The sequence below is a fragment of the Burkholderia cenocepacia genome (assembly GCF_900446215.1).
GTDB classification, from domain to species: Bacteria; Pseudomonadota; Gammaproteobacteria; order Burkholderiales; family Burkholderiaceae; genus Burkholderia; species Burkholderia cenocepacia.
Genome location: NZ_UAQZ01000001.1, coordinates 1,809,529 through 1,831,403, shown reverse-complemented (window position 1 = coordinate 1,831,403; position 21,875 = coordinate 1,809,529). Strand labels below are relative to the sequence as shown.

Below are 21,875 nucleotides of genomic sequence, written 5' to 3'. Positions count from 1 at the left end.
GCTCAGCGCCCGGCGTCGCGCCGCGCGCGGTCGAACGCCGGCGCCAGACCGAGATGGTCGAGCAGCCGCGCGAATTCGCCGAGCCGCTGCCGCATGTACGCGGGCACGTCGACCGCCGCATAGTCGTGAAAGCCGGCGCCCGTGCGCACGCCGTCGCGGCCGGCTTCCATGTTGCGCACGACGCTCGCGGCCGGCGCGAAGCGCGGGCCGATTTCGCCGGCCAGGTACGTCGACGCGTAGTACAGGATGTCGCAACCGCCCCAGTCGATGAATTCGAGCAGCCCGAGCACCGCGAAACGCGGGCCGAAGCCGGTGCGGATCGCAGTGTCGATGTCCTCGGCGCTGGCCACGCCTTCCTCGACCATCCGCGCGGCCTCGTTCATCGCGAGCGCCTGGATGCGCGGCACGATATAGCCGGGCGCCGGCCCGCAGATCACCGGCTTCTTGCCCACGCGTTCGAGCAGCGCCGCGAGCCCGTCGACGACGGCCTGATCGGTCGCCTCGCTGCGGCTGACCTCGACGAGCGGCATCAGCAGCGCCGGGTTCAGCCAGTGCGCGTTCAGCATCCGCGCCGGGTGCGTGACGTGGCGCTGCAATTCGGTGACGACGAACGTCGACGTGGTCGACGCGATCGTTGCGTGCGCATCGACGTGCTCGCCGAGCCAGCGCAGCGCGTCGGCCTTTGCATCGAGCACTTCGGGCAGCGCCTCGAACACGATGTCGGCATCACGTACCGCGTCGGCCGCGCCGTCCCGCGCCACGAGCGCGATGCGCGCGACGACGGCGTCGGCCTGCGCGGCGTCGATGCGGCCGAGCGCGACCTGCGCGTGCAGCGGCCGCACGATCTCGTCGCGCGTGCGGCCCTCGAATGCGCGCCACGCGTGCACGTCGCGCGGCTTGAAGTCGATCAGCGTCACGTCGAGGCCCGCGAACGCGAACACGAGCGCGATGCCCTGCCCCATGCGTCCCGCGCCGAGCACGTGAATGCGTGTCACATCGGCAGCCGCCTTCATGCCGAATACCCCGCGTCGAGCAGCGCGCGCAGCGCGTCCTTCGACAGCGCCGCGAGCCCGAGCCGCTCCAGCGTGCGGCCTTCCGCATACAGGTCGCGCACCGCGACCGCGCTCGCGATGCTCAGCAGCCCTTGCGCGACGGGCGTCGGCACGCCGGCCCAACGCCCGCACGACACGATGAACGACAGCCCGAGCCGGGTGTCCTCGAGCATGTAGCGATGCGCGCGCAGATCGATCTTCTCGCGCCAGTCGCCGCTATCGGTCAGCTTGCCGTGCGCGCCGCGCCCGTACATCCACTCGTCGCCGTCGGTCGCGTAGTGATCGGCGAGCGGGAAATGCGGCGCGCGGTAGCCGAGCGCTTCGCGCACCGCGATGCGCTCGGCGTCGAGCGCGTTCGTCACGCGGCGGATCGACGGCTGCGTGCCTTCGTTGTGGATGTCCCACGCGTCGAAGTGTTCGAGCGGCCCGGCGTTCATCAGGATCAGCGGCGGATGGATCACCGGGCCCGCGTTCATCAGCGCGCCGGACAACGCATCCTCGACCGGCTCGACCGACGGATAGCCGGCGCGCAGCACGTCGAACGCCCAGCCCGCCGCATTCGCCGGCCACACGCCGGTCGGCAGGCGCGTCGCGTATGCGCTGATCACGACGTCGTTGTCGCCGTGCTTGCGCACCAGGTACGGCAGCGTGCCCGTTTCGGCGAACGCGACGCGCGAACGGTTGCCGGCATCGGCCGCCGCGCGGGCGAACACGGCACTGCCGAACGTGCCGGGCGGCAGGAACACGACCTGGCCATCCTCCAGCAGCGGCGCGACCTGCGCGGCGAGCGCGTCGTGCGACGTGGCCGGCAGCGGCACCACGACGAGTTGCGCGCCGCGCAGCGCGGCGGCGAGATCGTCGGTCAGGCGGATCGCGCCCGGCGCATCGCCGAGCGGCACCGAACGCTTGCCGCGATAGTCGGCGACGTTCAGCACGCCAAGCTCGCGCAGCCGCGCATGCGGCTCGCGATCGCGCCGCCACCACGTCACGTCGTGGCCTTTTTCGAGCAGGTCGATGGCCGCCGCATGGCAACCGTGGCCGCCGCCCAGAACACATACCTTCATCGTTTTCTCCCGGTGATCGAGTATGTCCGAGACTACGCGGCCGCCCGCGCCGCGTCGCTTCAAAACGCGCAACGACGCGCCCGTTCGCGCAACGCAATCGCGGCGATGCGCAGGCCGCGGCGCTCCCGTATCCGCCACGAGGTCTAGGCATGGACATCGCCCTTTCCCGCCATGCGCCGAACCGGCTCGGCACGCTGCAGGCCCCCGACGAGGTCGAACGCGCGGTCGCGCACCGGCTCGGGCCGCACCGGATGGCCGCGTCCGGCCGCGATCCGTTTCACGCGGAGCTGTACGAGGTGCCGCTGCATCACGGCGCGCTGCTCGAACTCTGCTACGGCCGCGAGACACGCATCGATTTCGGCGACGATGCCGATCACTTCCTGTTCCGGCTGACGCTCGCGGGCGCATGCGAGCTGCAGGCCGGCAGCGTCGTCGCACGCGCCGGGCCCGGCGAGCTGACCGTGTCGTCGCCCGCGCTCGCGAGCCGCCTGCGCACGAGCCCCGATTGCCGCAACCTCGTGCTGCGGCTCGAACGCGGCGCGCTCGAATGCAAGCTGCAGGACATGCTGCAGGCGACGCTCACGCGGCCGCTGCAATTCGACCTCGCGGCCGGCGGCACAGGCGCCGCGCTCGTGCTGCCGACCTTCGAGTACCTGTGCCGGCTCGGCGCGCAGCCGGGCGTCGGCACGGCCTCGCCGGTGTTCGGCGCCGACCTCACCGCGTGGCTGATGTCGCTGCTGCTCACGCACCTGCCGCACGCGTACAGCGACGCGCTGCTGCGCGGCACGCCGCCGCTGCCCGCGCACGTGCGCCGCGCGTGCGATCACGTCGATGCGCATCTCGGCGAACCGCTCGCGCTCGCCGCGCTGGCGGCCGTCGCGGGCGTCGCGCCGCGCACGCTGCAGCATGCGTTCCGCGCGTTCCTGCACACCACGCCGGCCGCGTACGTGCGCGAGCGTCGGCTCGCCGCCGTGCACGCGGCGCTGCAACGCGGCGACGCGCGCAGCGTGACCGACGTGCTGATCGCGCACGGCATCCATGGCTTCGGCCATTTCGCGAAGGCGTATGCGCGGCGTTACGGCCACCCGCCTTCCGTCACCGCGAGGCAGACCCGATGACGCTCTCCGCTCCCGGCCGCGCGACGGCCCCCGCCCGCCCTGACCCCGCGCCGCACGACGGCGACGCGCCCGACGGCCTGCGCGTGCAGGATCTCGATCTCAACCTGTTGAAGACGTTTCGCGCGGTGTACGAGGAGCGGCACGTCGGCCGCGCGGCGCTGCGGCTCGGCGTCACGCAGCCGTCCGTCAGCTACGCGCTCGGCCGGCTGCGGCTGATGTTCCGCGACGCGCTGTTCGTGCGCACCGGCACCGGCGTCGAGCCGACCCCGCGTGCCCAACGGCTCGCGATCTCGGTCGACAAGGCGCTCGCGATCCTGCAGGACGTGCTCGACGAAGGCTCGCGCTTCGCGCCCGACAGCACGCAGCGCGTGTTCCGCCTGCACATGAGCGATTTCGCGGCGAGCGCGTTCCTGCCGACGCTGCTCGCCGCGTTCGACCGGCGCGCGCCGGGCGCCGTGATCGAGACACTGCACGTCGACGAATGCCAGCTCAACGTCGCGCTCGAATCGGGGCGCATCGACTTCGCGCTCGGGCATTTCGCCGATGCGTCGAGCCACTTCCAGCGCACCGCGCTGCTGCACGAGCGCTGCGTGCTGCTGATGCCACGCCGCACCGCGCAGCGCGTCGGGCTGCCCGACGATTTCGTGCTCGACGGCACGGCGCCCGATGCGTTGCGCTTCGTCGCGGTCACGTCGCATCCGCAATCGATGCAACTGCTCGAACGGCACGAGCTGATGCCGCGCGTGCGCGCGGCGCTGCCCGATTTTCTGGTGGTGCCTGCCCTGCTGCAGGGCGGCGATTACGCGCTGATCCTGCCGGAGACGATCGCGATCACGTTCGCGGCACGCCAGCCGTGCGTGCTGTACGAGATCGCCGGCGCCGGCGAATGGGCCGTCAATGCGTACTGGCACCGCCGCTTCGACGCGGACCCCGGCCATCGCTGGCTGCGGGCGCTGCTGCTCGAACTGTTCAATATCGGCGAGCAGGCGCCGTTCGACGCATGGCTCGCGCCGCAGCCGCCCGCCTGCGCATAGCGGCGCACGCGGGGCCGCCGCAACGCTCAGAACGACGTGAGGATGCCCGCGACGAGCGAGCTGGCGGTCGCCCCCGGCTTCGCCACCGCGACGCCGCCGCCCGCCGCGCCGTTGACGACGAAGCGCGCATGCGCGCCGTTGCGCACCATCGCGGCGCCCGTGTACAGCACCGTGCGCTTCGACAGCGGATAGTCGAAGCGGATGCCGTACGAATCGGCGTTGCCGTCGCTGTCGGCCACCTTCCGGTAATGGCCGATGCTCAGCAGCAGCGACGCGCGCCCGATCGGCACCGTCGCGCTGAGTTCCATGATGTCGCTGTGCGGATACGCGCTCTGGCCGTCGATCGCGGTCGCCACATCGGGGCCGCCGCGATGGCGCAGGTACAGCGCGGCCACTTTCACGACGCTGAAGTCGTACGAAATCGCGCCGAGCGTGTAGTTGCCGTTCGCGGCCGGGCTCGTGCTGCCGAGCGTGGACGCCGCGACCGGACTGAACTTCTGCTGCATGTAGTCGACGTCGACCGACAAGCCGCCGCGCACGTAATTGATGCCGGCGCCGTACGTATCGCCGAGCGTCGCCGGCTGCCCGGCCGCGCCGTTGGCGCCGCGTGCAGCCATCGCGCGCAGCATGAAGCCCGCGTAGCGCGGCGACGTGTAGCGCATCGAGTTGCGCACGCGCAGGAACGCGGGCCCGACGAAATTGTTGGTCGCGTTGCCCCAGGCGAGCCCCGCGCCGAGCCCCGGCAGGCTGTACGTGACGAGCGTCGTATGCAGGATCGTGTAGAGCTCGCCGAACTGCACGCCGCCGAACGGCCCGGTGATGCCGACCCACGCTTCGCGGCCGAACAGCGCGCTGCTGTTCGACAACGCGCCGCTCGCCGCGTTGAAACCGTCTTCCAGCTTGAAGATCGTCGCATAACCGCCGCCGAGATCCTCGACGCCCTTCAGCCCCCACTGCGACGCCCACAGGTTGCCGCTGCCCATGCGCGCCACGTGGTTCGGCCCGGCGTTCGCGTATTCGATCGCGGTGTCGATGCGGCCGTAGAGCGTCACGCTCGATTGCGCGACGGCCGGCAGCGCGATGCATGCGAGCAGCGCGGCAAGCGGTACGGCAAGCCGGTCGGCCCGCCCGTTCGGATGGTTCATCTGCGTCGTCCCGTAGAAGTTGCGGCGCCTGTCGGCATCGCGCCGCTTGATGTGAAGCGCGTTCGCTTTCAGATGCGAACGCTGCCGATCAAAACCGGGCCGAGTCTAGGAACGACAATTTCGGACGTCGACGCAATGCGCTCTATAACGCTTATAGATGCGCCGCATGACGCGCGCGGGCCCCGCCGCACGCGCGCTGCACGGCGGCCCGTGCGCACGGTCTCGGTGTTTTCTTTATCCGGGTCGGTAAATGTCCGTGTGGCGCGGCTGTCACTCCGGCTATGGCGGCCGAATTTGGCCGACTACGCTGCTCTCCGATCGTGTCGATCGTGTCACCCGCACGCTTTCGCGCCGCGACCGCGCCCGGCCCGCCAGGCCGATGCCGCGCTTTCCCACCGCCCGCTCCTGGAGAACCCGCATGTCCGCATCCACGGCCCGCGCTGCCGACGGCAAGCGCTATACGTACGAATGGTATGTCGTCGTCATCTGCATGCTCGCGTACATCTTTTCGTTCGTCGACCGGCAAGTCCTCGTGCTGATGATCGAACCGATCAAGCGCGACCTGCACCTGTCCGATACGCAGTTCAGCCTGCTCAACGGCTTCGCGTTTTCGCTGTTCTATGCGGTGATGGGCTTGCCCGTCGCGTATCTCGCCGACCGCTATGCGCGCCCGCGCATCATCTCGCTCGGCATCGCGCTGTGGAGCGTCGCGACCGCCGCGTGCGGGCTCAGCCAGCATTTCGTGCAGATGTTCGTCGCGCGGATGGGTGTGGGCGTCGGCGAGGCCGCGCTGTCGCCCGGCGCGTATTCGATGCTCGCCGACTACTTCCCGAAGGAGAAGCTCGGGCGCGCGGTCGCCGTGTATTCGCTCGGCTCGTTCATCGGCGGCGGCATCGCGTTCCTGATCGGCGGCTACGTGATCGCGCTGCTCAAGCATGCGAGCGCGTTCACGCTGCCGGTGGTCGGACAGGTGCATGCGTGGCAGGTCACGTTCCTGATCGTCGGGCTGCCGGGCATCCTCGTCGCGCTGCTGTTCGCCGCGACCGTGCGCGATCCGCAGCGCAAGGGGCTCGCGCAGGATCGCTCGGGCGCCGTGCGGCGCGTGTCGATGCGCGATTCGCTGCGCTTCGTCGGCACGCACCGCGCGACCTTCTCGTGCCACTACCTCGGCTTCTCGTTCTACGCGATGGCGCTGTACTGCCTGCTGAGCTGGACGCCCGCGTTCTATATCCGCCGCTTCGGGATGACGGCCGTCGAAGCCGGCTACACGCTCGGCATCGTGCTGCTGGTCGCCAACACCGCCGGCGTGTTCTGCGGCGGCTGGCTCAACGACTGGCTGCTGCGGCGCGGTCGCGGCGATGCGCCGATGCGCGCCGGTGCGATCGGCGCCGCGTGCATGGCGATCCCCGCGACGCTGTTCACGCAGCTCGATAGCCTGCCCGCATCGCTCGCGATGCTGGTCGTCGCGATGTTCTTCGCGTCGTTCCCGATGCCGACCTCGACCGCCGCGATGCAGACGCTCGCGCCGAACCAGATGCGCGCGCAGATCTCCGCGTTGTTCCTGCTCGTGTCGAACCTGATCGCGCTCGGCATCGGCACGACCGTCGTCGCGCTGTTCACCGATCGCGTGTTCGGCGCGCCGGCCGAGGTCGGCCATTCGATGTCGATCGTCAACGTCGCGGCGGCCACGCTCGCCGCGCTGCTGCTCGCCGTCGGCTGCCGGCACTATCGCCGCAGCCTCGACCGTGAACGCGGTCACACGTCGGCCGCGACGCCGCAGGCCGCCGGCGCTGGCGACGCGATTGCCGCGCGCTGAACGCCGGGCACGACCGCGCGCCCGAGTATTATCCATCCGGCTGATTCAGGCATCGCTTTTTAATCGATTTGATTTATGCGATGCCCGTCCCTATTCTCGATCGCATGAAGGCGCGGGCTCTGCCGCGCCGCTTTCCTCTATCCCACGGAATTTCCCATGCAAGCGAACCGCCACCAGGTCCGGATCGACGCGCTGATCGACGCGGCGCAGGACATCCGCTGTTTCCGGGTCTCGCGCGTCGACGGCCAGCCGTTCGACGCGTACGAACCGGGCGCCCATATCGACGTCACCGCGCCGTCCGGCATCACGCGGCAATACTCGCTGTGCGGCAACCCCGACGAGCGCGGCAGCTACCTGTTCGCGGTGAAGAAGGAAGCGCGGTCGCGCGGCGGCTCGCGTTCGCTGCACGACGACGTGAGCGTCGGCGCCGAGTTGTCGATCGGCACGCCGCGCAACCTGTTTCGTCTGACCGATGACGCGAGCGAACACGTGCTCGTCGCGGCCGGCATCGGCATCACGCCGCTGCTGTCGATGGCGTATGCGCTGCACAAGCGCGGCGCGCGTTATCGACTGCACTATTTCGCGCGCAGCCGCGACCATGCCGCCTTCGTCGACGAACTGTCGGCCGGGCCGTTCGCAGCGCACGTGACGTTCCATTACGGCGTCGAGCCCGATGCGCTCGCGGCCGAACTCGGCCGTTGCATGGAATCGATCGACCCGACGGCGCATGTCTATACGTGCGGCCCCGGGCCGTTCATGGATGCCGTCGTCGCGGCCGCGGCCACGCGAATCCCGGAAGACGCGATTCATCTCGAACGCTTCGCGGCGGAACCCGTCGCCGCGGATGCGGGCAATGCCGAAGCCGGTTCGGGCCCGGCCGGTGGCTTCGAAGTGCGCCTGCACCGCAGCGGCCAGTCGGTGCGCGTCGCCCCCGATACGTCGATCGTCGACGCACTCGCGACGATCGGCATCGAGGTCGACACGTCATGCGGCGAAGGCGTGTGCGGCACCTGCATGGTGCCGGTGCTCGACGGTGAGCCCGATCATCGCGATCACTGCCTGAGCAAGGCCGAGCGCGCGAGCAATACGGTGATCTGCTGCTGCGTGTCGCGCGCACGTTCCGCCGTGCTGGTGCTCGATCTCTAATGCGGCCAGCGCGCCGACATGCTGCGGCGCCGATCCAGCGACGGGCCGATGCACCGGTGCGCTGGAAGCCGATGCAGGCCGACGCCGGCGCGCCCCCTCGGCCGCCCATCGCGCACCACCCGAGCGTCACTCGTCGAAGCGCTCGACGATCTCGGCGAGCAGCGCACGCATCCACGCGTTGCCTTCGTCCTCGTGGAAATGCTCGTGCCAGTGCATCGTCACCGGCGCGGGCGGCAACGTGACCGGCAGCTCATACAGACGAAATGCGTTGTCGCGGTTCAGGATCTGCGCGAGCCGCTTCGGCAGCGTCGCATACAGATCGGTGACCGACAGCACGCTCGGCAGCGCGACGAAGTGCGGCACCTCGAGCGCGATGTTGCGGCCCACGCCCTGCGCGCGCAACGCGTCGTCGAGCGCGTGGTGGCTGTGCTCGACCGATTTCACGTTGACGTGCGCGGCGCGCACGAACTGGTCGAGGCTCAGCGCGGCAGCCGCCGGCAGCCCGCGCCGGCGCCCCGTCATGCACACGTAGGTTTCCTCGAACAGCAACTGGTGGCGCGTGCGCGGCATCAGCTCCGGCAGGTTGCCGATCGCGAAATCGAGCCGGCTCGCGCGCAGCGCCTCCTCGATCTCCTCCACCGGCAGCGGCTGCACGCTGAGCGTCACGCGCGGCGCGCGCTCGCGCAGCGCCTGGCAGATCGCCGGCAGGTACGCCATCTCGCCCGCATCCGACAGCGACAGCCGGAACGTGCGCGTGCTGGCGGCCGGATCGAAGCGCTCCGCATAGCGCAGCGCGACGCGCACCATGTCGAGCGCCTTGCCGACGATGCCGGCGAGTTCCAGCGCGACCGGCGTCGGCTGCATGCCCGAACGCGTCCGCACGAACAGCGGATCGTCGAACAGCGTGCGCAGCCGGCCGAGCGAATAGCTGACGGCCGGCTGCGACAGCGCGAGCCGCTCGCCGGCCTTCGTCAGGCTGCGTTCCTCGACGATCGCCTGGAAAACGCGCAACAGGTTCAGATCGAGATGATCGACCGACGTCATCGTGACCTCCATCATTTGCCGTATTTATTTGATCATCAATTTTAGATCAATTTGACCGATATGTAGCAGAAGACGAGACTGGCCCCTGGACGCTGCGCACGGCGCGGCCCGATTTTCGCGACTCTTTCCCCACGACGACGATGAGCGACATTGCCTACCAGACGATCGACACCCGCGCGTTGCATGGCCTCGCGCAGCCCGACCGCATCGCGCCCGCGATGTATCACGATCCCGCGCTGTTCGAAGCCGAACTCGACCGCATCTTCTACCGCACCTGGATCTGGGTCGCGCACGCAAGCGAACTGCCGAACCCGGGCGACTTCATCACGACGACGATCGGCCGCCAGCCGGTGATCGTCGTGCGCGACAAGACCGGCGAGATCAACGTGCTGCAGAACCGCTGCCGCCATCGCGGCGCGACCGTGTGCGAAGCGCACAAGGGCAACGCGAAGGGCTTCACGTGCCCGTATCACAGCTGGTCGTATGCGCTCGACGGCACGCTGCGCGCGCTGCCGTACGGCGACGGCTACGAAGGCGTGTGCGACAAAGGCGACCTGCCGCTCGTGAAGCTGCGCGTCGGCGTGTACCAGGGGCTGATCTTCGCGAGCTTCAACGATGCGATCGAACCGCTCGAGGATTTCCTCGGCGGCGCGAAGCCGTGGATCGACCTGTTCATGAAACAGGGCGCCGGCTACCCGATCAAGGCGAACGGCGAACACAAGTTCAAGTTCAAGGGCAACTGGAAGATCCAGCTCGAGAACACCACCGACCTCTATCACTTCCCGGTCGTGCACAAGTCGTGGATGAAGTCGATCGACGACGAGACGGCCGCCGCGATCACGAGCTTCATGACGAGCGAGCACGCGTTCTGCCGCGGGCTCGGCAACGGCCACAGCCTCGCGGTGCTGATGCCCGAGCTGATCGATCTCGACGAGGACGACGGCGCGCCGCTGCCCGAACGCTTCGCGCCGCTCGCCGCGAAGCTCGCCGAGCGCCATGCGCCGGACGAAGTGCGCCGCATCGTGCGCTCGCTGATGGGCGTCGGCTTCAACCTGAACCTGTTCCCGAACCTGGCGCTGTCGATGGCGTTCTTCCGCGTGCTGCGGCCGATCTCCGCGAACGAAACCGAGATCCGCCACGTCGCGCTCGCGATGGACGGCGGCCCCGACGAAGCGAACCGCGAGCGGCTGCGCATCCACGAGCACTTCCAGGGCCCGTTCGGCTTCGGCAGCCCCGACGACGCGGAAGCCTGGGAGCGCGTGCAGCGCGGCGCGCACGCGGGCCCCGACGTGCCGATCCTCGTGAATCGCGGGCTGAACCGGGAGACGACCGCCGCGAACGGCGAAAAGACCGCGCATGCGACCGACGAAACCGGCATGCGCGAGGCCTACCAGCAATGGCGCAAGATGATGGAGCAACAATGATGGACGACCGCAACGCCCTCTTTTCCGAGCAGACCTTCGCCCGCGCGGTCGAATTCGTGTGGCGCGAAGCCGAGATGCTCGACCGCCGCGACTACCGCGCGTGGCTCGACCTGTGGGACCGGTCCGGGCACTACGTGGTGCCGATCGATCCCGACACGACCGATTTCGCGGCGACGCTGAACTACGTGTTCGACGACCAGGACATGCGCGAGAAGCGCGTGCAGCGGATGGTGTCCGGCTATTCGGCGTCGGCGACCGACGCGGCGCGCACGGTGCGCACCGTGTCGCGCTTCACGCTGGAGAGCGGCAGCGCCGATACCGTCGAGCTGAAATCGGCGCAGGTCGTCGTCGCGTACAAGCGCGGCGTCGCGACGCTGTTCGCGGCCGACGTCACGCACAAGCTGCACGTCGATGGCGACGGCGAGATGCGGATCGCGGAGAAAGTCGTGCGCCTGATCGACTCGACCGAAGCGCTGAGCGCCATCGGCTTCCTGCTGTAAGCCCTGACCGGTTCAACGTCGCCAACGCAATGGTGAACCGGGCACCTTCACCTGTGAGCGGCTGCCGGTTCGCCGCCGCCAACGCAAAGGTGAGCCGGTCACCTTCACCTTTGCGCGGCCCACCGGTTCGCCATCGCCTGCGCAACGGTGAGCCGGTCACCTTCACCTTTCCGGACGACCATGCCCACACTCGAAGTTTTCCTGCCGGCCGGCCACGATGCCGCGCGCAAGGCCGAACTGATCGCCAGGCTGACCGGTGCGACCGTCGACGCGATCGGCGCACCGATCGAATCGGTGCGCGTGTTGCTCACCGAGCTGCCGGCGACGCATATCGGCCTCGGCGGCCGCAGCGCCGCGGACGGCGCGCCGCCGTCGCTGCCGGTGATCGTCGCGATCCTGATCGCCGGCCGCACCGACGAACAGAAGCGCGCGCTGATCGCCGCGCTGTCCGACGCGGGCGCGCACGTGCTCGACGCGCCGCTGCAGGCGACGCGCGTGATCATCAAGGACATTCCGAACACGGACTTCGGCATCGGCGGCCAGACCGCGCGGGCGCTGGGGCGCTGACCATGCGCCGCGCGCCGCTGCCCCGTCGTGACGCCGCGCAGCCGCTAGGCGGGCGCGTCGGCGAGCGGCAGCGTCACGCGGCAGTCGAGCCCGCCGCCTGCGGCCGGGCTCGCGGCGATCCGCCCGCCGTGGTGCGTGACGATGCTCTTGCACAGCGACAAGCCGATCCCGTTGCCGCCGGCCTTCGACGACGAGAAGCCGTCGAACAGCCGGTCGTGCGCGCCGGCCTCGATGCCCGGGCCATTGTCGATCGCACGCAACTCCGCGTGGCCGGCCACGTTCGCGGTGCCGAGCGTCAGCGTGCGCGGCAGCCGCTCGCAACTGGCGAATGCCTCGATCGCATTGAACGCGAGATTCAGGATCACCTGCCCGATCAGCACGCGTTCGCAGCGGATCGGCAGCGGTGCGTCGGCCTGCACGATCGCGACCGTCACGCCGGCCTCCTTCGCGCGCAGCTCGATGAAGTACGCGACGTCCGCGAGGATGTCGCGCAGGTCGGCCCGCGCGACGACCGGCTCGCGCTTCACGATGAATTCGCGCACGCTCTTGATGATCAGCGCCGCATGCTCGGCCTGCCGGTCCGCGCTGCGCAGCCCCCAGATCGCGTCGTCGACGGCGCCGTCGCCGTTCAGCCGCCGCACCGCGCCTTCGATGAAATTGCGCACGGCCGCGAGCGGCTGGCTCAACTCGTGCGCGATCACGGTCGCCATCTCGCCCATCGCGTTGTAACGGCCCGCGTATTCGAGCATGCGCGCCTCGGCGCGCCGCGCGTCCTCGATCGCGACTTCGTCGCTCACGTCGCGGAACTGCACGAGCAGCCCGTCGAGATCGTCCTCGATCTCGACCTGCCGGCACAGGATGCGCAGCCAGCATGCCGAGCCGTCGCGCCGCACGATCCGGTAGCGCTGCGGTGCGGACGGGTGCGCCGACGGTGCGTCGCGCAACTGCGCGACGAGCCGGTCGCGATCGGCCGCGGAGCAGTAGTCGAGCACCGCGCCGAGCGGCTCGTCGGGCGCGAGCCCGAGCACGCGGCGGCCCGACTCGCTGATGAACTGCACGCCGCCGTGCGGCGTCACGACCGCGATGCCTTCGTCGAGATCCTGCATGAACTCGCGCAGCCGCGCCTCGTAGCGGCGCAACTGCTGGCGGACCGCCTCCTCCGCGCTGATGTCGCGGAACTGCACCATCACGACGTCGCGCCCGCGCAGCGGCACGTAGGTCGCGGTGGCCTCGGACAGCATGTCGACGCCGGTACGCGAGCGATAGCACCACTCGTACACCTGCGGCCCGTCGACGAGCGCACGATCCCATGCGCTCACCGCGATCTCGCGACGGTACTTCGGCTCGGGGCGCGTCATGTCCGGCGCCTTCAGCGGCAGCAGTTCCTCGACCGAGAAGCCGAGCGCGATGCACGCGGCGCGATTCGCCCACACGATTGCCCTGGTGTGCGCGTCGTGCAGCAGCACGCAGGTCGTCAGCGCGTCGAGCAGCCGGTGGAAATCGTCTTCGTCGGGAAAACTCATGATCGGATTCGGAAGAAGGCGCGCGGCGTCGCGCGGCCGGAAACCCAACATAGCACCGGCGCGCGCCGATCGCATCTGAAGATTTCTTTAGGCCGGCACGGAGCGTCACCAGTCGCGCGGCCCAACGCACCAATTGCTGCGTGTTTTCGGCGTTTCTAGACTGGTTGCATCGTCTGGCTCCCCGCAACCGACACAGAAATCGCCCCCCATCCCCAGGAGACAACCATGCCGCAAGCCGCCCTCGCCATCGAATCCGCGCCGACCTCGCCGCCCGCGGCCTCTCCCGCGGCCGGGCAGTTGTCGGCGCTCGACGCGGTGCTCGAAACGGTCGCCGCGCGCCGCGAGGAATTCGACCGGCTGTCGCACGTGCCGCGCGACGTGATCGCGCTGTTCAAGCAGGCCGGCATCTATCGCGCGGGCACGCCGCGCCGCTTCGGCGGCGATGCGCTCGCGCCGACCGCGTTCCTCGACATGATCGAACGGATCGCGACCGCCGACGGTTCGGCCGCGTGGGTCGCGAGCTTCGGCTCCGCGAACGTCTACCTCGCCGCGCTGCCGCTCGAGACCCAGGCCGAGCTGTACGCGGGCGGCCCCGACCAGGTGTTCGCGGGCGGCCTGTTCCCGGTGCAGCCCGCGCAGGACGCGCCGGGCGGCTGGCGCGTGAACGGCACGTGGAAATTCGCGAGCGGCTGCAAGGGCGCCGACTGGCTCGGCGTCGGCATCGCCGTGCCGGGTGTGCAGGACGCCGCGCCGAACAAGCCGCGCACGGCCGTGTTCCGCGCCGCCGAGGTCGAGATCGTCGAGAACTGGAGCGTGGTCGGCATGCAGGGCACCGGCAGCCACGACCTGCGCGTGAACGACCGCTTCGTGCCCGAGGCGTGGACCTTCGTACGCGGCGGCGAGCCGACCGTCGACGAACCGCTGTACCGCTATCCGACTGTCGCGTATGCGGCGCAGGTGCTGGCCGTCGTCAACCTCGGCCTCGCGCGTGCGGCTCTCGACGTCGTGAATCGCATGTCCGGCGGCCGCCAGACGACGACCGGCGCGCCGCGTCTGGCCGATCGCGCGTATTTCCGCATCGAGCTCGCGAAGGCCGAGGCGCAGCTGCGCTCGGCGCGCGCGTTCTTCTACGATGCGACCGACTCGGTGTGGCAATCGATCCTCGCGGGCAACCCGGTGACGCCCGACCAGGTCAGCCTGCTGCGGCTCGCGGCCACGCAGATCGCCCGCGAAGGCGCGAGCGTCGTCGAGCGCGCGTACCGCCTCGGCGGCACGGCGGCGATCTACCGGTCCCATCCGCTGCAGCGGCTGCTGCGCGATGCGATGGTCGTCACGCAGCACGCGTTCCTCGCCGAAGGCAACTTCGACGGCGCGGGCGCGGTATTCACCGGCGTCGCGCCGTTTCCCGGTTATCTGTAACCTGCATCGACCGACGCTTTTGATGAACGCGCATGAAGCCGAACCGGTCGCGCCGTCGCCGGCCGGCTCATGCGCCCGCCTGATTTCTCTGGAGAAACCGATATGTCCGATTCGAATCCGCTGCCGCTGCGCGTCCTGTTCTGCTGCGGCGTGTCGCAGAATTTCTTCGACCTTCCGCGCGAGCAGATCGGCGAAGTGTGGCAGGCGTACGGCGCGATGCTCGCGGCCGTCGAAGCGATGCCCGGCGTGCGCGTGCTCGGCGTGATGGACGACGACCGCCTCGTGGTCGGCCAGGCCGACGGCGCGCCTTGGACCTTCTACATCATGGCCGACGTCGCCGATTTCGACACGACGGTCGCCGTGTGCAACCTGTACCGCACGACACCCGTCGGCGAATACAACCTGTGGCGCTACGGCAAGATCGAGGCGCGCGTGGGCCGCGCGCTAACCGTGCCGCCGGCCGCGAAGCCCGCGGCGTGAGGCGCGCGATGACCGACCTGTCCCCTGCCGCGATCGACACGCTCGTGCAGCGCGTCGCGGCGCTCGATGCCGAGCGCGCGGTGCGCGCGACGCTCACGCGCTACATGGCGCTGTGCGACGTCCCCGCAGACGCCGGCGCCGGTCCGTCGCTCGCCGACCTGTTCACGGCCGACGCCGTGTGGGAAGGCATCGGCCCGCAATACGCGCGGAAGTTCGGCCGCCTCGAAGGCCCCGCGGCGATCGTCGCGATGCTCGGCCGCTACCTGCCGCCCGATCCGCATTTCGCGGCGAACCTGCACTTCCTGACGTCGGAGTCGATCGAGATCGGCGCCGATCGCGCCAGCGCGCGCGGCCGCTGGATCATGCTGCAGGCGTCGCGCTACGCCGACGGCTCGGCCGAACTGATCGCCGCGCGGCTGACCGTCGATTTCGCGCCGGCAGCCGACGGCGCCACCTGGCTGATCCGCCATTTCCGCACCGAACGCGTGCTCGACGGCCCGTGGCCGCTCGCCGCCGCGCCACGGTCCTGATGTTTCCCGCTGCTTTCGCACGATACCGACCATGACAGGCTTCATCGACACCTTCACGCTCGGCGGCCCCGGCCCGACGATCGCGATCAAGGACACGATCGACATCGCCGGCCATCCGACCCGCGCGGCGAGCCGCGCGCTCGCCGATGCGCCGCCCGCCGCGCAGCACGCGGACGTGGTCCGCCTGCTGCTCGACGCCGGCTGGCAGATCGCCGGCAAGGCGAACATGCACGAACTCGCGTTCGGCATGACCGGCATCAACGACTACACGGGCACGCCCGTCAATCCGCAGGATGCCACGCGCATTCCCGGCGGCTCGTCGAGCGGCTCCGCGTCGCTCGTCGGGCTCGGCGCCGTCGATGCGGCGCTCGGCACCGATACCGGCGGCTCGATTCGCGGGCCGGCCGCGTGCTGCGGCGTGGCCGGGCTGAAACCGACGTTCGGCCGCGTGTCGCGGCGCGGCGTCGCGCCCGCCGACACGACGCTCGATTGCGTCGGGCCGTTCGCACGCGAGATGCGCACGCTCGTCGCGGTGATGGCCGCGATCGCGCCGGGCTTCGATCGTGCGCAGGCGACGGCTGCCGCGGCAGGCTGCACGGTCGCGCAACTCGTCGTCGACGCCGACCCGGCGATCGCCGCCGCGCTCGATGCGGCCGTTCGCGCATCGAGCCTGCGCGCGCACACGGTCGTGCTCGACGAAATGCCGGCCTCGTTCGCGGCCGGGCTGACCGTGATCAATGCGGAAACGTCGCGCGCGTTCGGCCATCTGGTCGAAACGGGGCGGCTCGGCGCCGATCTCGATGCGCGACTGCGCATGGCCGCGACGACGACACCGGCCGCGCTCGCGGAAGCCGAAGCCGTGCGCGCACGCTTCACCGCGCAGGTCGACGCCGCGCTCGAACACGCGGACGTGCTGGTGCTGCCGACGCTGCCCGCGCTGCCGATCACGCTGCAGCAGGCCCGCGACGGCGTATCGGTGATCGCGATGTCGTCGCTGATCCGGCCGTTCAACCTGAGCGGCCATCCGGCGCTGAGCCTGCCGCTACCGCTCGCCGGTTCACCGCTGAAGGCCGGCTTGCAGATCGTCGGTCGCAAAGGCGCGGACGAGCGGGTCTGCGCGATCGCGGCCCACTTCGAAGCGGCGCTCGCCGCATGAACCACGATGCGGGCGCCGCTTCCATCGGCGTGCGCCCGCGAACCACGGAATTCCACACCATGTCAGATCGAGTCGTTCTCGTCACCGGCGCCGCGCGCGGGCTCGGCGCCGTCATCGCCGAACGCTTCCATGCGGCCGGCTATCGCGTCGCGCTGGCCGACATCGCCGCCGACGCCGTTCACGCGCATGCACGCGAACTCGACCCGAGCGGCGCACGCGCGATCGCGCTGCCGCTCGACGTCACGTCCAAACGCGATTTCGAAGCGGCGCGCGATGCGCTCGTCGCGCGCTGGGGCACGGTCGACGTGCTCGTCAACAACGCAGGCGCGTCGAAGGTCGTACCGGCGATGGAGATCACCGCCGAGCAGTTCGACCAGGTGATCGACGTGAACCTGCGCAGCGTGCTGTTCGGCTGCCAGGTGTTCGGCCAGTACTTCGCGCAGCGCGGCGCGGGCCGCATCGTCAACATCGCATCGCTCGCCGGGCAGAACGGCGGCTCGGCGACGGGCGCGCACTATGCGGCAGCGAAAGGCGGCACGCTGACGCTGACGAAGGTGTTCGCACGCGATCTCGCCGCGCACGGCGTAACCGTCAACGCGATCTCGCCGGGGCCGCTCGATCTGCCGATCGTGTACGAAAGCGTCGCGCCTGAAAAACTGCGTCAGGTGCTCGCGAGCCTGCCGGGCGGCAAGCTCGGGTCGACCGGGTTCGTCGCGGATGCCGCCGTGCTGCTCGCGTCGGGCGACGCGCATTTCGCGAACGGCGCATGCTGGGACATCAACGGCGGGCTGTACATGCGCTGAACGCGCCGGGACTCATCGCGACGATTCGCCGTCGTCGCCCCATACGACCATCACGTCGCGCACCAGCGCGGCGATCGACGTCGCGCCGAGCTTCTCCTTGATGCTCGCGCGATGCACGTCGACCGTCTTCACGCTGATCGACAGATCCGACGCGATCTGCTTGCTGCCCTTGCCGTCCACGACGCCGCGCAGCACTTCCTTCTCGCGCGCGGTCAGCGCATCGAGCCGCTGGCGCAGCTCGCGGTGGCGCTGGCTCACCGCGTGCCGCTGCTGCGCGAGCCGCAGCGCACGCTGCACGCGCTCGAGCATCTGCTGCGAGTTGTACGGCTTCTCGACGAAATCGATCGCGCCGTTCTGCAACGCACGCACCGACATCGGAATGTCGCCATGCCCGCTGACGAAGATCACCGGCAGCGTCGCGCCGCGTGCATTCAGTTCGGCCTGCACGTCGAAGCCGCTTTTCTCCGGCATCCGCACGTCGAGCACGAGGCAGGCGGGCAAGTTCACGTCGAAGCGCGCGAGAAAGTCGGCGGCGTTCGCGAATCCTTCGGATGCGATGCCGACCGATTCGAGCAGCCACGCGAGCGACGTCCGCATGCCGCTGTCGTCGTCGACGATGTATACGATCGGTGCGGGTGACGTCATCGCGGGTGTCTCGCTGAATATCGGTATCGGTATCGCACGCGCCGCGCGGGAAGCCGGTGGCCGGCATGTCGCGAGCGTCGTTCGCTGGGGGTGTGCGGCACATCATAACGAGCCGAAAACCCGCTGCAAACCCCTGCACGTGCCGCACGAACGCGCAATCGCGGTTTTTTTCACACGCGGCGGCACGCATCTAGGTAGAACCTTTAGACGCGTTGGCGGCAACGCCATCCCGATCGCCAATCGTGCGAATGGTCGGCCGCATTTTCGCGACGTACGCTTGGGTCATCGTCGGCGATCCGGCGCCGCGCTCGCCGCGCTGCATCGTTCGCCGCTTTCGTCCAACCAGGAGCGCCCATGTCTTCCACGACCGATATCCAGCGACCGGCGCGCGTCGAACCGACCGACGCGCAGAAGGCCTTCCGCCAGGCGATGGCCCACCTCGGCGCGGCCGTCAACGTGATCACCACCGCCGGGCCGCACGGCCGCTGCGGGATCACCGCGAGCGCCGTGTGCTCCGTCACCGACGCGCCGCCGACGCTGCTCGTGTGCCTGAACCGGTCGAGCGCGATGCACGCGACCTTCGAGCGCAACCGTCAGGTCTGCATCAACGTGCTGCCGGCCGAGCACGAACTGCTCGCGCGACACTTCGCGGGGCTCACCGACCTGCCGATGGAACAGCGTTTCCAGTTGCCCGTGTGGGATCGCGGCGAACAGGACGTGCCGGTGCTGCGCGACGCGCTCGCGAGCCTGCAGGGCACGATCGCCGAGATGAAGGAAGTCGGCTCGCATTCGGTGATGTTCATCGAGGCGACGTCGATTCGCGTGCGCGACGACGGCGACAGCCTCATCTACTTCAGCCGTGCGTTTCATCGCGTGTCGCGTACCGCGTGCGTGCGGTGACGGGTGCCTGACTACGCGGACGTGCTGCGCAGCGCGCGCTGCCCGGCCGCGAATGCGGCGCCCGCGAACAGCGTCAGCGCGGAATACACGAGCCCGCGCGCGAGCCCCGCGCTGTCCGACACCCAGCCGATCGCGACCGGCCCCGCGATCTGCCCGAATGCGAAGACCGTCGTGAATGCGCTGATCCCCTTCGCCCAGCCGTCGGGCGGCAGGTTGTGCCGCACGAAGGCCGTCGTCGACGCGACCGCCGACAGGAACGTCGCGCCGAACAGCAGGCCCGACGCGAACGCGGCGGCCGGATGCACGAACAGCGCGGGCATCAGCGTCGCGACGCCAAGCAGCGCGTTGAGCACGGCGAGCGCCTGGCCGCCGCGCATCCGGTCGAGCAGCCCCGACCACAGCCGCGCCGACACGACGGTCGCGATCCCGAGCATCACGTAGAACGCGGCGACCACCGTGCCGCTCATCCCCGCGCCGCGCAGCAGTGCGACGATGAACGTCATGTAGCCGATGTAGCCGACGCCGAACAGCCCGTAGCCGGCCAGCGCGAGCGCGAAGCGGGCCGGGCTCGCGCTCGCCGCCCGTTTCGCGCCGTCGGTCTGTCTGACTGGCGCCGCATGCGCATGCTCGATGCGGCGCGCAGCCGACACGGCCACCGCCGAGAACAGCACGCACGCCGTCGCGAGTGCGAACCACGCGGGCTGCCAGCCGTGCACGCGGTGCACGAGCGTGGCCGGCACGAGCAGCGACGACGCGACGATGCCCCATCCGGTGCCGCCGTAATAGAGGCCGAGCAGCAGACCTGCGTCGCGCGGCGACGCGGACGCGAGCCGCGCGGCCAGCACACCGCCGCTGATGAAGATCAACGCGCTGCCGATACCTGTGGCCAGCCGCTGCGCCAGTAGCGCGTGCATGTCCGACGTGAGCCCGCCCGCGGCCATCAGCACGGCGGTCAGTGCGCAGCCGGCCGCGAGCAGCGTGCCCGCGCGCCAACGCCGCGACAGCAGCGGGAATGCGAGCGCGCCGATCAGGTAGCCTGCCGCGTTCGCCGTGTTCAGCGCGCCGGCCTGCGCGAAGGTCCAGCCGAGATCGGCCTTCATCGGCGGCAGCAACAGCGCATATGAAAAGCGTGCGAGGCCGAGCGCGATCGCGCTGCCGAGCGACAGGCAGATCGCGAGTCGCCACGCGGCCATGCGGCCGGGATCGGTTGCGCCGGCGTCCGGCCGCGAGCGGCCGGCACGCTCCGGTTGCGGCACTGCGCGCATCGGGGGTGTCTCCATCGTTGTTCGATTGCGGGGCTTGCGCCGCCGTCGGTCGATCATACTTGAGCCGCCGTGAACCGGTGCGGTGGCGACAAAAACCCGACGGCCGGCGCAGGCACGCACGATCACGCTCGCCCGAGCCCGGCTGCAAACGCCGCCAGCAGCGTGCGTCCTTCTTGCCATTCCCCCAACCCGGAAGCCGCGTTCAGATGGCCGCGCGCGCCGAGCTGCAGCGGCGTCGCGCCCTGTTGCGTGACCCATTCGAGCGCTCGCCCGGACGGATCGTACGGATCGTCCGCGCTCGCGATCGCCAGCACCGGCACGCGCCCGAACCGGCCGCGCGGCAGCTTCGCGAACGCAGCGGCGGCCACCGGAAAACGCGGCCCTGCCGGGTCCGGCACGGCGACGAGAAACGCGCCGCGCACCGCGCGCGCCGACGCGGCATGCCAATGCGCGAACAACAGACAACCCAGCGAATGACCAATCACGAGCGCAGGCGCGCCGGCGTTCGCCACGGCCTCGTCCAGCGCCGCCGTCCAGTCGGCCAGGTCGGGCGCATCCCACGACTCAGGCGCGATGCGCGCGGCGCGGGGAAACGCGGTCTCCCAATGACTCTGCCAATGATCCGGTCCCGAATTGCCGATACCCGGCACGATCACGATCGCTTGCTCCATCACGCCCTCCATCAACGAAAGCCGGCAGTGTGACGGGGCGCCGGTCGGCATGGAATGGCAAGTCATCGGTTATTGAGACAAAATGCCGATGAATCAACGGTACCGGAGGACCGTCATGCCGGACGAAGCACTGGATCGCCTGGATCTTGCGATCCTCGAGGCCCTGCAGGACAACGCGCGAACGCCGCTGTCGGAAGTGGGCCGGCGCATCGGGCTGTCGCAGCCCGCGACGTCGGAGCGCGTCAAGCGGCTCGAAGAACGCGGCATCATCGCGGGCTACGGCGCACGGATCGATCCGGCGGCGCTCGGGCTGGGCATGATGGCCATCATCCGGCTGAAGACGACTCACGAGCACATCAAACCGGCGCTGCGCACGTTTGCCGACATGCCGCATGTCATCGAAGTCCATCGCATGACCGGCGACGATTGCTTTCTGCTGAAGGTGCTGGTGCCGACACCGGGCCAGCTCGAAACGCTCATCGACGCGATTGCGCGCTTCGGCGCGGTCACGACTTCGCTGGTGCTGCGCTCCGAACCGACCAAGGCGATCGGCAAGGCGTTGCTCGGATGACG

General features: G+C 69.8%; 22 protein-coding genes. 14 read left to right on the top strand and 8 right to left on the bottom strand.

Annotated elements, in window-relative coordinates; all coding sequences use genetic code 11:
- Nucleotides 1–2: 2 nt before the first annotated feature.
- On the bottom strand, nt 3–1,013 hold the full coding sequence (locus DTA15_RS08575) for a 3-hydroxybutyryl-CoA dehydrogenase (RefSeq protein WP_006483597.1): 1,011 nt from the start codon (nt 1,011–1,013) through the stop codon (nt 3–5).
- Nucleotides 1,010–2,116, bottom strand: coding sequence for an NAD/NADP-dependent octopine/nopaline dehydrogenase family protein (locus DTA15_RS08570; RefSeq protein WP_006483602.1), 1,107 nt, complete (start codon nt 2,114–2,116; stop codon nt 1,010–1,012). The genes DTA15_RS08575 and DTA15_RS08570 overlap by 4 nt, the downstream gene beginning before the upstream one ends.
- 149 nt (nt 2,117–2,265) lie before the next feature.
- Here DTA15_RS08570 and DTA15_RS08565 point away from each other — a divergent pair, with 149 nt between their 5' ends.
- Together DTA15_RS08565 and DTA15_RS08560 are read left to right on the top strand one after the other, a co-directional pair.
- A complete protein-coding gene (locus DTA15_RS08565; protein WP_006483612.1) occupies nt 2,266–3,234 on the top strand; it encodes an AraC family transcriptional regulator in 969 nt (322 codons plus the stop codon).
- On the top strand, nt 3,231–4,268 hold the full coding sequence (locus DTA15_RS08560; protein WP_006483611.1) for a LysR family transcriptional regulator: 1,038 nt from the start codon (nt 3,231–3,233) through the stop codon (nt 4,266–4,268). The genes DTA15_RS08565 and DTA15_RS08560 overlap by 4 nt, the downstream gene beginning before the upstream one ends.
- Nucleotides 4,269–4,294: 26 nt before the next feature.
- Here DTA15_RS08560 and DTA15_RS08555 read toward each other — a convergent pair whose 3' ends face one another.
- A complete protein-coding gene (locus tag DTA15_RS08555; RefSeq protein WP_006483607.1) occupies nt 4,295–5,413 on the bottom strand; it encodes a porin in 1,119 nt (372 codons plus the stop codon).
- A gap of 418 nt (nt 5,414–5,831) precedes the next feature.
- On the opposite strand from DTA15_RS08555, the gene DTA15_RS08550 reads away from it, so the two are divergent.
- Complete coding sequence (locus DTA15_RS08550; protein WP_006483592.1) at nt 5,832–7,229, top strand: spinster family MFS transporter; 1,398 nt, start codon at nt 5,832–5,834, stop codon at nt 7,227–7,229.
- Nucleotides 7,230–7,385: 156 nt separating this feature from the next.
- Entirely contained in the window at nt 7,386–8,375 is a 990-nt protein-coding gene (locus DTA15_RS08545; RefSeq protein ID WP_006483603.1) for a PDR/VanB family oxidoreductase, read from the top strand.
- Between the two features lie 126 nt (nt 8,376–8,501).
- Here DTA15_RS08545 and DTA15_RS08540 read toward each other — a convergent pair whose 3' ends face one another.
- Nucleotides 8,502–9,419: a LysR family transcriptional regulator gene (locus tag DTA15_RS08540; RefSeq protein ID WP_021033498.1), complete on the bottom strand. Its 918-nt coding sequence runs from the start codon at nt 9,417–9,419 to the stop codon at nt 8,502–8,504.
- Nucleotides 9,420–9,559: 140 nt separating this feature from the next.
- Here DTA15_RS08540 and DTA15_RS08535 point away from each other — a divergent pair, with 140 nt between their 5' ends.
- The 3 genes from DTA15_RS08535 (at nt 9,560) to DTA15_RS08525 (ending at nt 11,910) form a co-directional block, all read left to right on the top strand.
- Nucleotides 9,560–10,843: an aromatic ring-hydroxylating oxygenase subunit alpha gene (locus DTA15_RS08535; protein WP_006483596.1), complete on the top strand. Its 1,284-nt coding sequence runs from the start codon at nt 9,560–9,562 to the stop codon at nt 10,841–10,843.
- Nucleotides 10,840–11,343, top strand: coding sequence for an aromatic-ring-hydroxylating dioxygenase subunit beta (locus DTA15_RS08530; protein WP_006483601.1), 504 nt, complete (start codon nt 10,840–10,842; stop codon nt 11,341–11,343). The genes DTA15_RS08535 and DTA15_RS08530 overlap by 4 nt, the downstream gene beginning before the upstream one ends.
- A gap of 180 nt (nt 11,344–11,523) precedes the next feature.
- Nucleotides 11,524–11,910 carry a tautomerase family protein gene (locus DTA15_RS08525; protein WP_006493343.1) on the top strand — a complete coding sequence of 129 codons (387 nt, stop codon included), beginning with the start codon at nt 11,524–11,526 and terminating at the stop codon, nt 11,908–11,910.
- A gap of 44 nt (nt 11,911–11,954) precedes the next feature.
- Here the strand turns inward: DTA15_RS08525 and DTA15_RS08520 are convergent, their stop codons facing one another.
- Nucleotides 11,955–13,508, bottom strand: a complete 1,554-nt coding sequence (locus DTA15_RS08520) for a sensor histidine kinase (RefSeq protein WP_006493344.1) — start codon at nt 13,506–13,508, stop codon at nt 11,955–11,957.
- A gap of 150 nt (nt 13,509–13,658) precedes the next feature.
- On the opposite strand from DTA15_RS08520, the gene DTA15_RS08515 reads away from it, so the two are divergent.
- The 5 genes from DTA15_RS08515 to DTA15_RS08495 all read left to right on the top strand — a co-directional run bounded on the left by DTA15_RS08515 (nt 13,659) and on the right by DTA15_RS08495 (nt 17,821).
- Nucleotides 13,659–14,852, top strand: a complete 1,194-nt coding sequence (locus DTA15_RS08515; RefSeq protein ID WP_006490498.1) for an acyl-CoA dehydrogenase family protein — start codon at nt 13,659–13,661, stop codon at nt 14,850–14,852.
- 102 nt (nt 14,853–14,954) lie between these two features.
- Nucleotides 14,955–15,332 (top strand): hypothetical protein, encoded by a 378-nt coding sequence (locus DTA15_RS08510; RefSeq protein ID WP_006490490.1) that lies wholly within the window; start codon nt 14,955–14,957, stop codon nt 15,330–15,332.
- Between the two features lie 8 nt (nt 15,333–15,340).
- Nucleotides 15,341–15,862 (top strand): nuclear transport factor 2 family protein, encoded by a 522-nt coding sequence (locus DTA15_RS08505; RefSeq protein WP_006490491.1) that lies wholly within the window; start codon nt 15,341–15,343, stop codon nt 15,860–15,862.
- Nucleotides 15,863–15,893: 31 nt separating this feature from the next.
- Nucleotides 15,894–17,018 (top strand): amidase, encoded by a 1,125-nt coding sequence (locus DTA15_RS08500; RefSeq protein WP_006490494.1) that lies wholly within the window; start codon nt 15,894–15,896, stop codon nt 17,016–17,018.
- 59 nt (nt 17,019–17,077) lie between these two features.
- On the top strand, nt 17,078–17,821 hold the full coding sequence (locus tag DTA15_RS08495) for an SDR family NAD(P)-dependent oxidoreductase (protein WP_006493346.1): 744 nt from the start codon (nt 17,078–17,080) through the stop codon (nt 17,819–17,821).
- Nucleotides 17,822–17,833: 12 nt separating this feature from the next.
- On the opposite strand, the gene DTA15_RS08490 is transcribed toward DTA15_RS08495, so the two are convergent.
- The gene (locus DTA15_RS08490; protein WP_006479687.1) at nt 17,834–18,466 is read right to left on the bottom strand and encodes a response regulator transcription factor; all 633 of its coding nucleotides are present in this window, start codon (nt 18,464–18,466) and stop codon (nt 17,834–17,836) included.
- A gap of 354 nt (nt 18,467–18,820) precedes the next feature.
- Here DTA15_RS08490 and hpaC point away from each other — a divergent pair, with 354 nt between their 5' ends.
- On the top strand, nt 18,821–19,366 hold the full coding sequence (hpaC, locus tag DTA15_RS08485) for a 4-hydroxyphenylacetate 3-monooxygenase, reductase component (protein WP_006490502.1): 546 nt from the start codon (nt 18,821–18,823) through the stop codon (nt 19,364–19,366).
- 11 nt (nt 19,367–19,377) lie between these two features.
- On the opposite strand, the gene DTA15_RS08480 is transcribed toward hpaC, so the two are convergent.
- A complete protein-coding gene (locus DTA15_RS08480; RefSeq protein ID WP_006490504.1) occupies nt 19,378–20,631 on the bottom strand; it encodes a YbfB/YjiJ family MFS transporter in 1,254 nt (417 codons plus the stop codon).
- Nucleotides 20,632–20,753: 122 nt separating this feature from the next.
- The gene (locus DTA15_RS08475) at nt 20,754–21,302 is read right to left on the bottom strand and encodes an RBBP9/YdeN family alpha/beta hydrolase (protein WP_006490495.1); all 549 of its coding nucleotides are present in this window, start codon (nt 21,300–21,302) and stop codon (nt 20,754–20,756) included.
- A 115-nt stretch (nt 21,303–21,417) separates the two neighbouring features.
- Between DTA15_RS08475 and DTA15_RS08470 the strand changes: the two genes are divergently transcribed.
- The gene (locus tag DTA15_RS08470; RefSeq protein ID WP_006490496.1) at nt 21,418–21,873 is read left to right on the top strand and encodes an Lrp/AsnC family transcriptional regulator; all 456 of its coding nucleotides are present in this window, start codon (nt 21,418–21,420) and stop codon (nt 21,871–21,873) included.
- The last annotated feature ends 2 nt before the right edge of the window (nt 21,874–21,875 follow it).

Excerpts from the sequence above, each read along its gene's own strand:
- DTA15_RS08575 (WP_006483597.1), bottom strand. The coding sequence starts at position 1,013 with ATGAAGGCGGCTGCCGATGTGACACGCATTCACGTGCTCGGCGCGGGA.
- DTA15_RS08570 (WP_006483602.1), bottom strand. The coding sequence starts at position 2,116 with ATGAAGGTATGTGTTCTGGGCGGCGGCCACGGTTGCCATGCGGCGGCC.
- DTA15_RS08565 (WP_006483612.1), top strand. The coding sequence starts at position 2,266 with ATGGACATCGCCCTTTCCCGCCATGCGCCGAACCGGCTCGGCACGCTG.
- DTA15_RS08560 (WP_006483611.1), top strand. The coding sequence starts at position 3,231 with ATGACGCTCTCCGCTCCCGGCCGCGCGACGGCCCCCGCCCGCCCTGAC.
- DTA15_RS08555 (WP_006483607.1), bottom strand. The coding sequence starts at position 5,413 with ATGAACCATCCGAACGGGCGGGCCGACCGGCTTGCCGTACCGCTTGCC.
- DTA15_RS08550 (WP_006483592.1), top strand. The coding sequence starts at position 5,832 with ATGTCCGCATCCACGGCCCGCGCTGCCGACGGCAAGCGCTATACGTAC.
- DTA15_RS08545 (WP_006483603.1), top strand. The coding sequence starts at position 7,386 with ATGCAAGCGAACCGCCACCAGGTCCGGATCGACGCGCTGATCGACGCG.
- DTA15_RS08540 (WP_021033498.1), bottom strand. The coding sequence starts at position 9,419 with ATGACGTCGGTCGATCATCTCGATCTGAACCTGTTGCGCGTTTTCCAG.
- DTA15_RS08535 (WP_006483596.1), top strand. The coding sequence starts at position 9,560 with ATGAGCGACATTGCCTACCAGACGATCGACACCCGCGCGTTGCATGGC.
- DTA15_RS08530 (WP_006483601.1), top strand. The coding sequence starts at position 10,840 with ATGATGGACGACCGCAACGCCCTCTTTTCCGAGCAGACCTTCGCCCGC.
- DTA15_RS08525 (WP_006493343.1), top strand. The coding sequence starts at position 11,524 with ATGCCCACACTCGAAGTTTTCCTGCCGGCCGGCCACGATGCCGCGCGC.
- DTA15_RS08520 (WP_006493344.1), bottom strand. The coding sequence starts at position 13,508 with ATGCGATCGGCGCGCGCCGGTGCTATGTTGGGTTTCCGGCCGCGCGAC.
- DTA15_RS08515 (WP_006490498.1), top strand. The coding sequence starts at position 13,659 with ATGCCGCAAGCCGCCCTCGCCATCGAATCCGCGCCGACCTCGCCGCCC.
- DTA15_RS08510 (WP_006490490.1), top strand. The coding sequence starts at position 14,955 with ATGTCCGATTCGAATCCGCTGCCGCTGCGCGTCCTGTTCTGCTGCGGC.
- DTA15_RS08505 (WP_006490491.1), top strand. The coding sequence starts at position 15,341 with ATGACCGACCTGTCCCCTGCCGCGATCGACACGCTCGTGCAGCGCGTC.
- DTA15_RS08500 (WP_006490494.1), top strand. The coding sequence starts at position 15,894 with ATGACAGGCTTCATCGACACCTTCACGCTCGGCGGCCCCGGCCCGACG.
- DTA15_RS08495 (WP_006493346.1), top strand. The coding sequence starts at position 17,078 with ATGTCAGATCGAGTCGTTCTCGTCACCGGCGCCGCGCGCGGGCTCGGC.
- DTA15_RS08490 (WP_006479687.1), bottom strand. The coding sequence starts at position 18,466 with ATGACGTCACCCGCACCGATCGTATACATCGTCGACGACGACAGCGGC.
- hpaC (WP_006490502.1), top strand. The coding sequence starts at position 18,821 with ATGTCTTCCACGACCGATATCCAGCGACCGGCGCGCGTCGAACCGACC.
- DTA15_RS08480 (WP_006490504.1), bottom strand. The coding sequence starts at position 20,631 with ATGCGCGCAGTGCCGCAACCGGAGCGTGCCGGCCGCTCGCGGCCGGAC.
- DTA15_RS08475 (WP_006490495.1), bottom strand. The coding sequence starts at position 21,302 with ATGGAGCAAGCGATCGTGATCGTGCCGGGTATCGGCAATTCGGGACCG.
- DTA15_RS08470 (WP_006490496.1), top strand. The coding sequence starts at position 21,418 with ATGCCGGACGAAGCACTGGATCGCCTGGATCTTGCGATCCTCGAGGCC.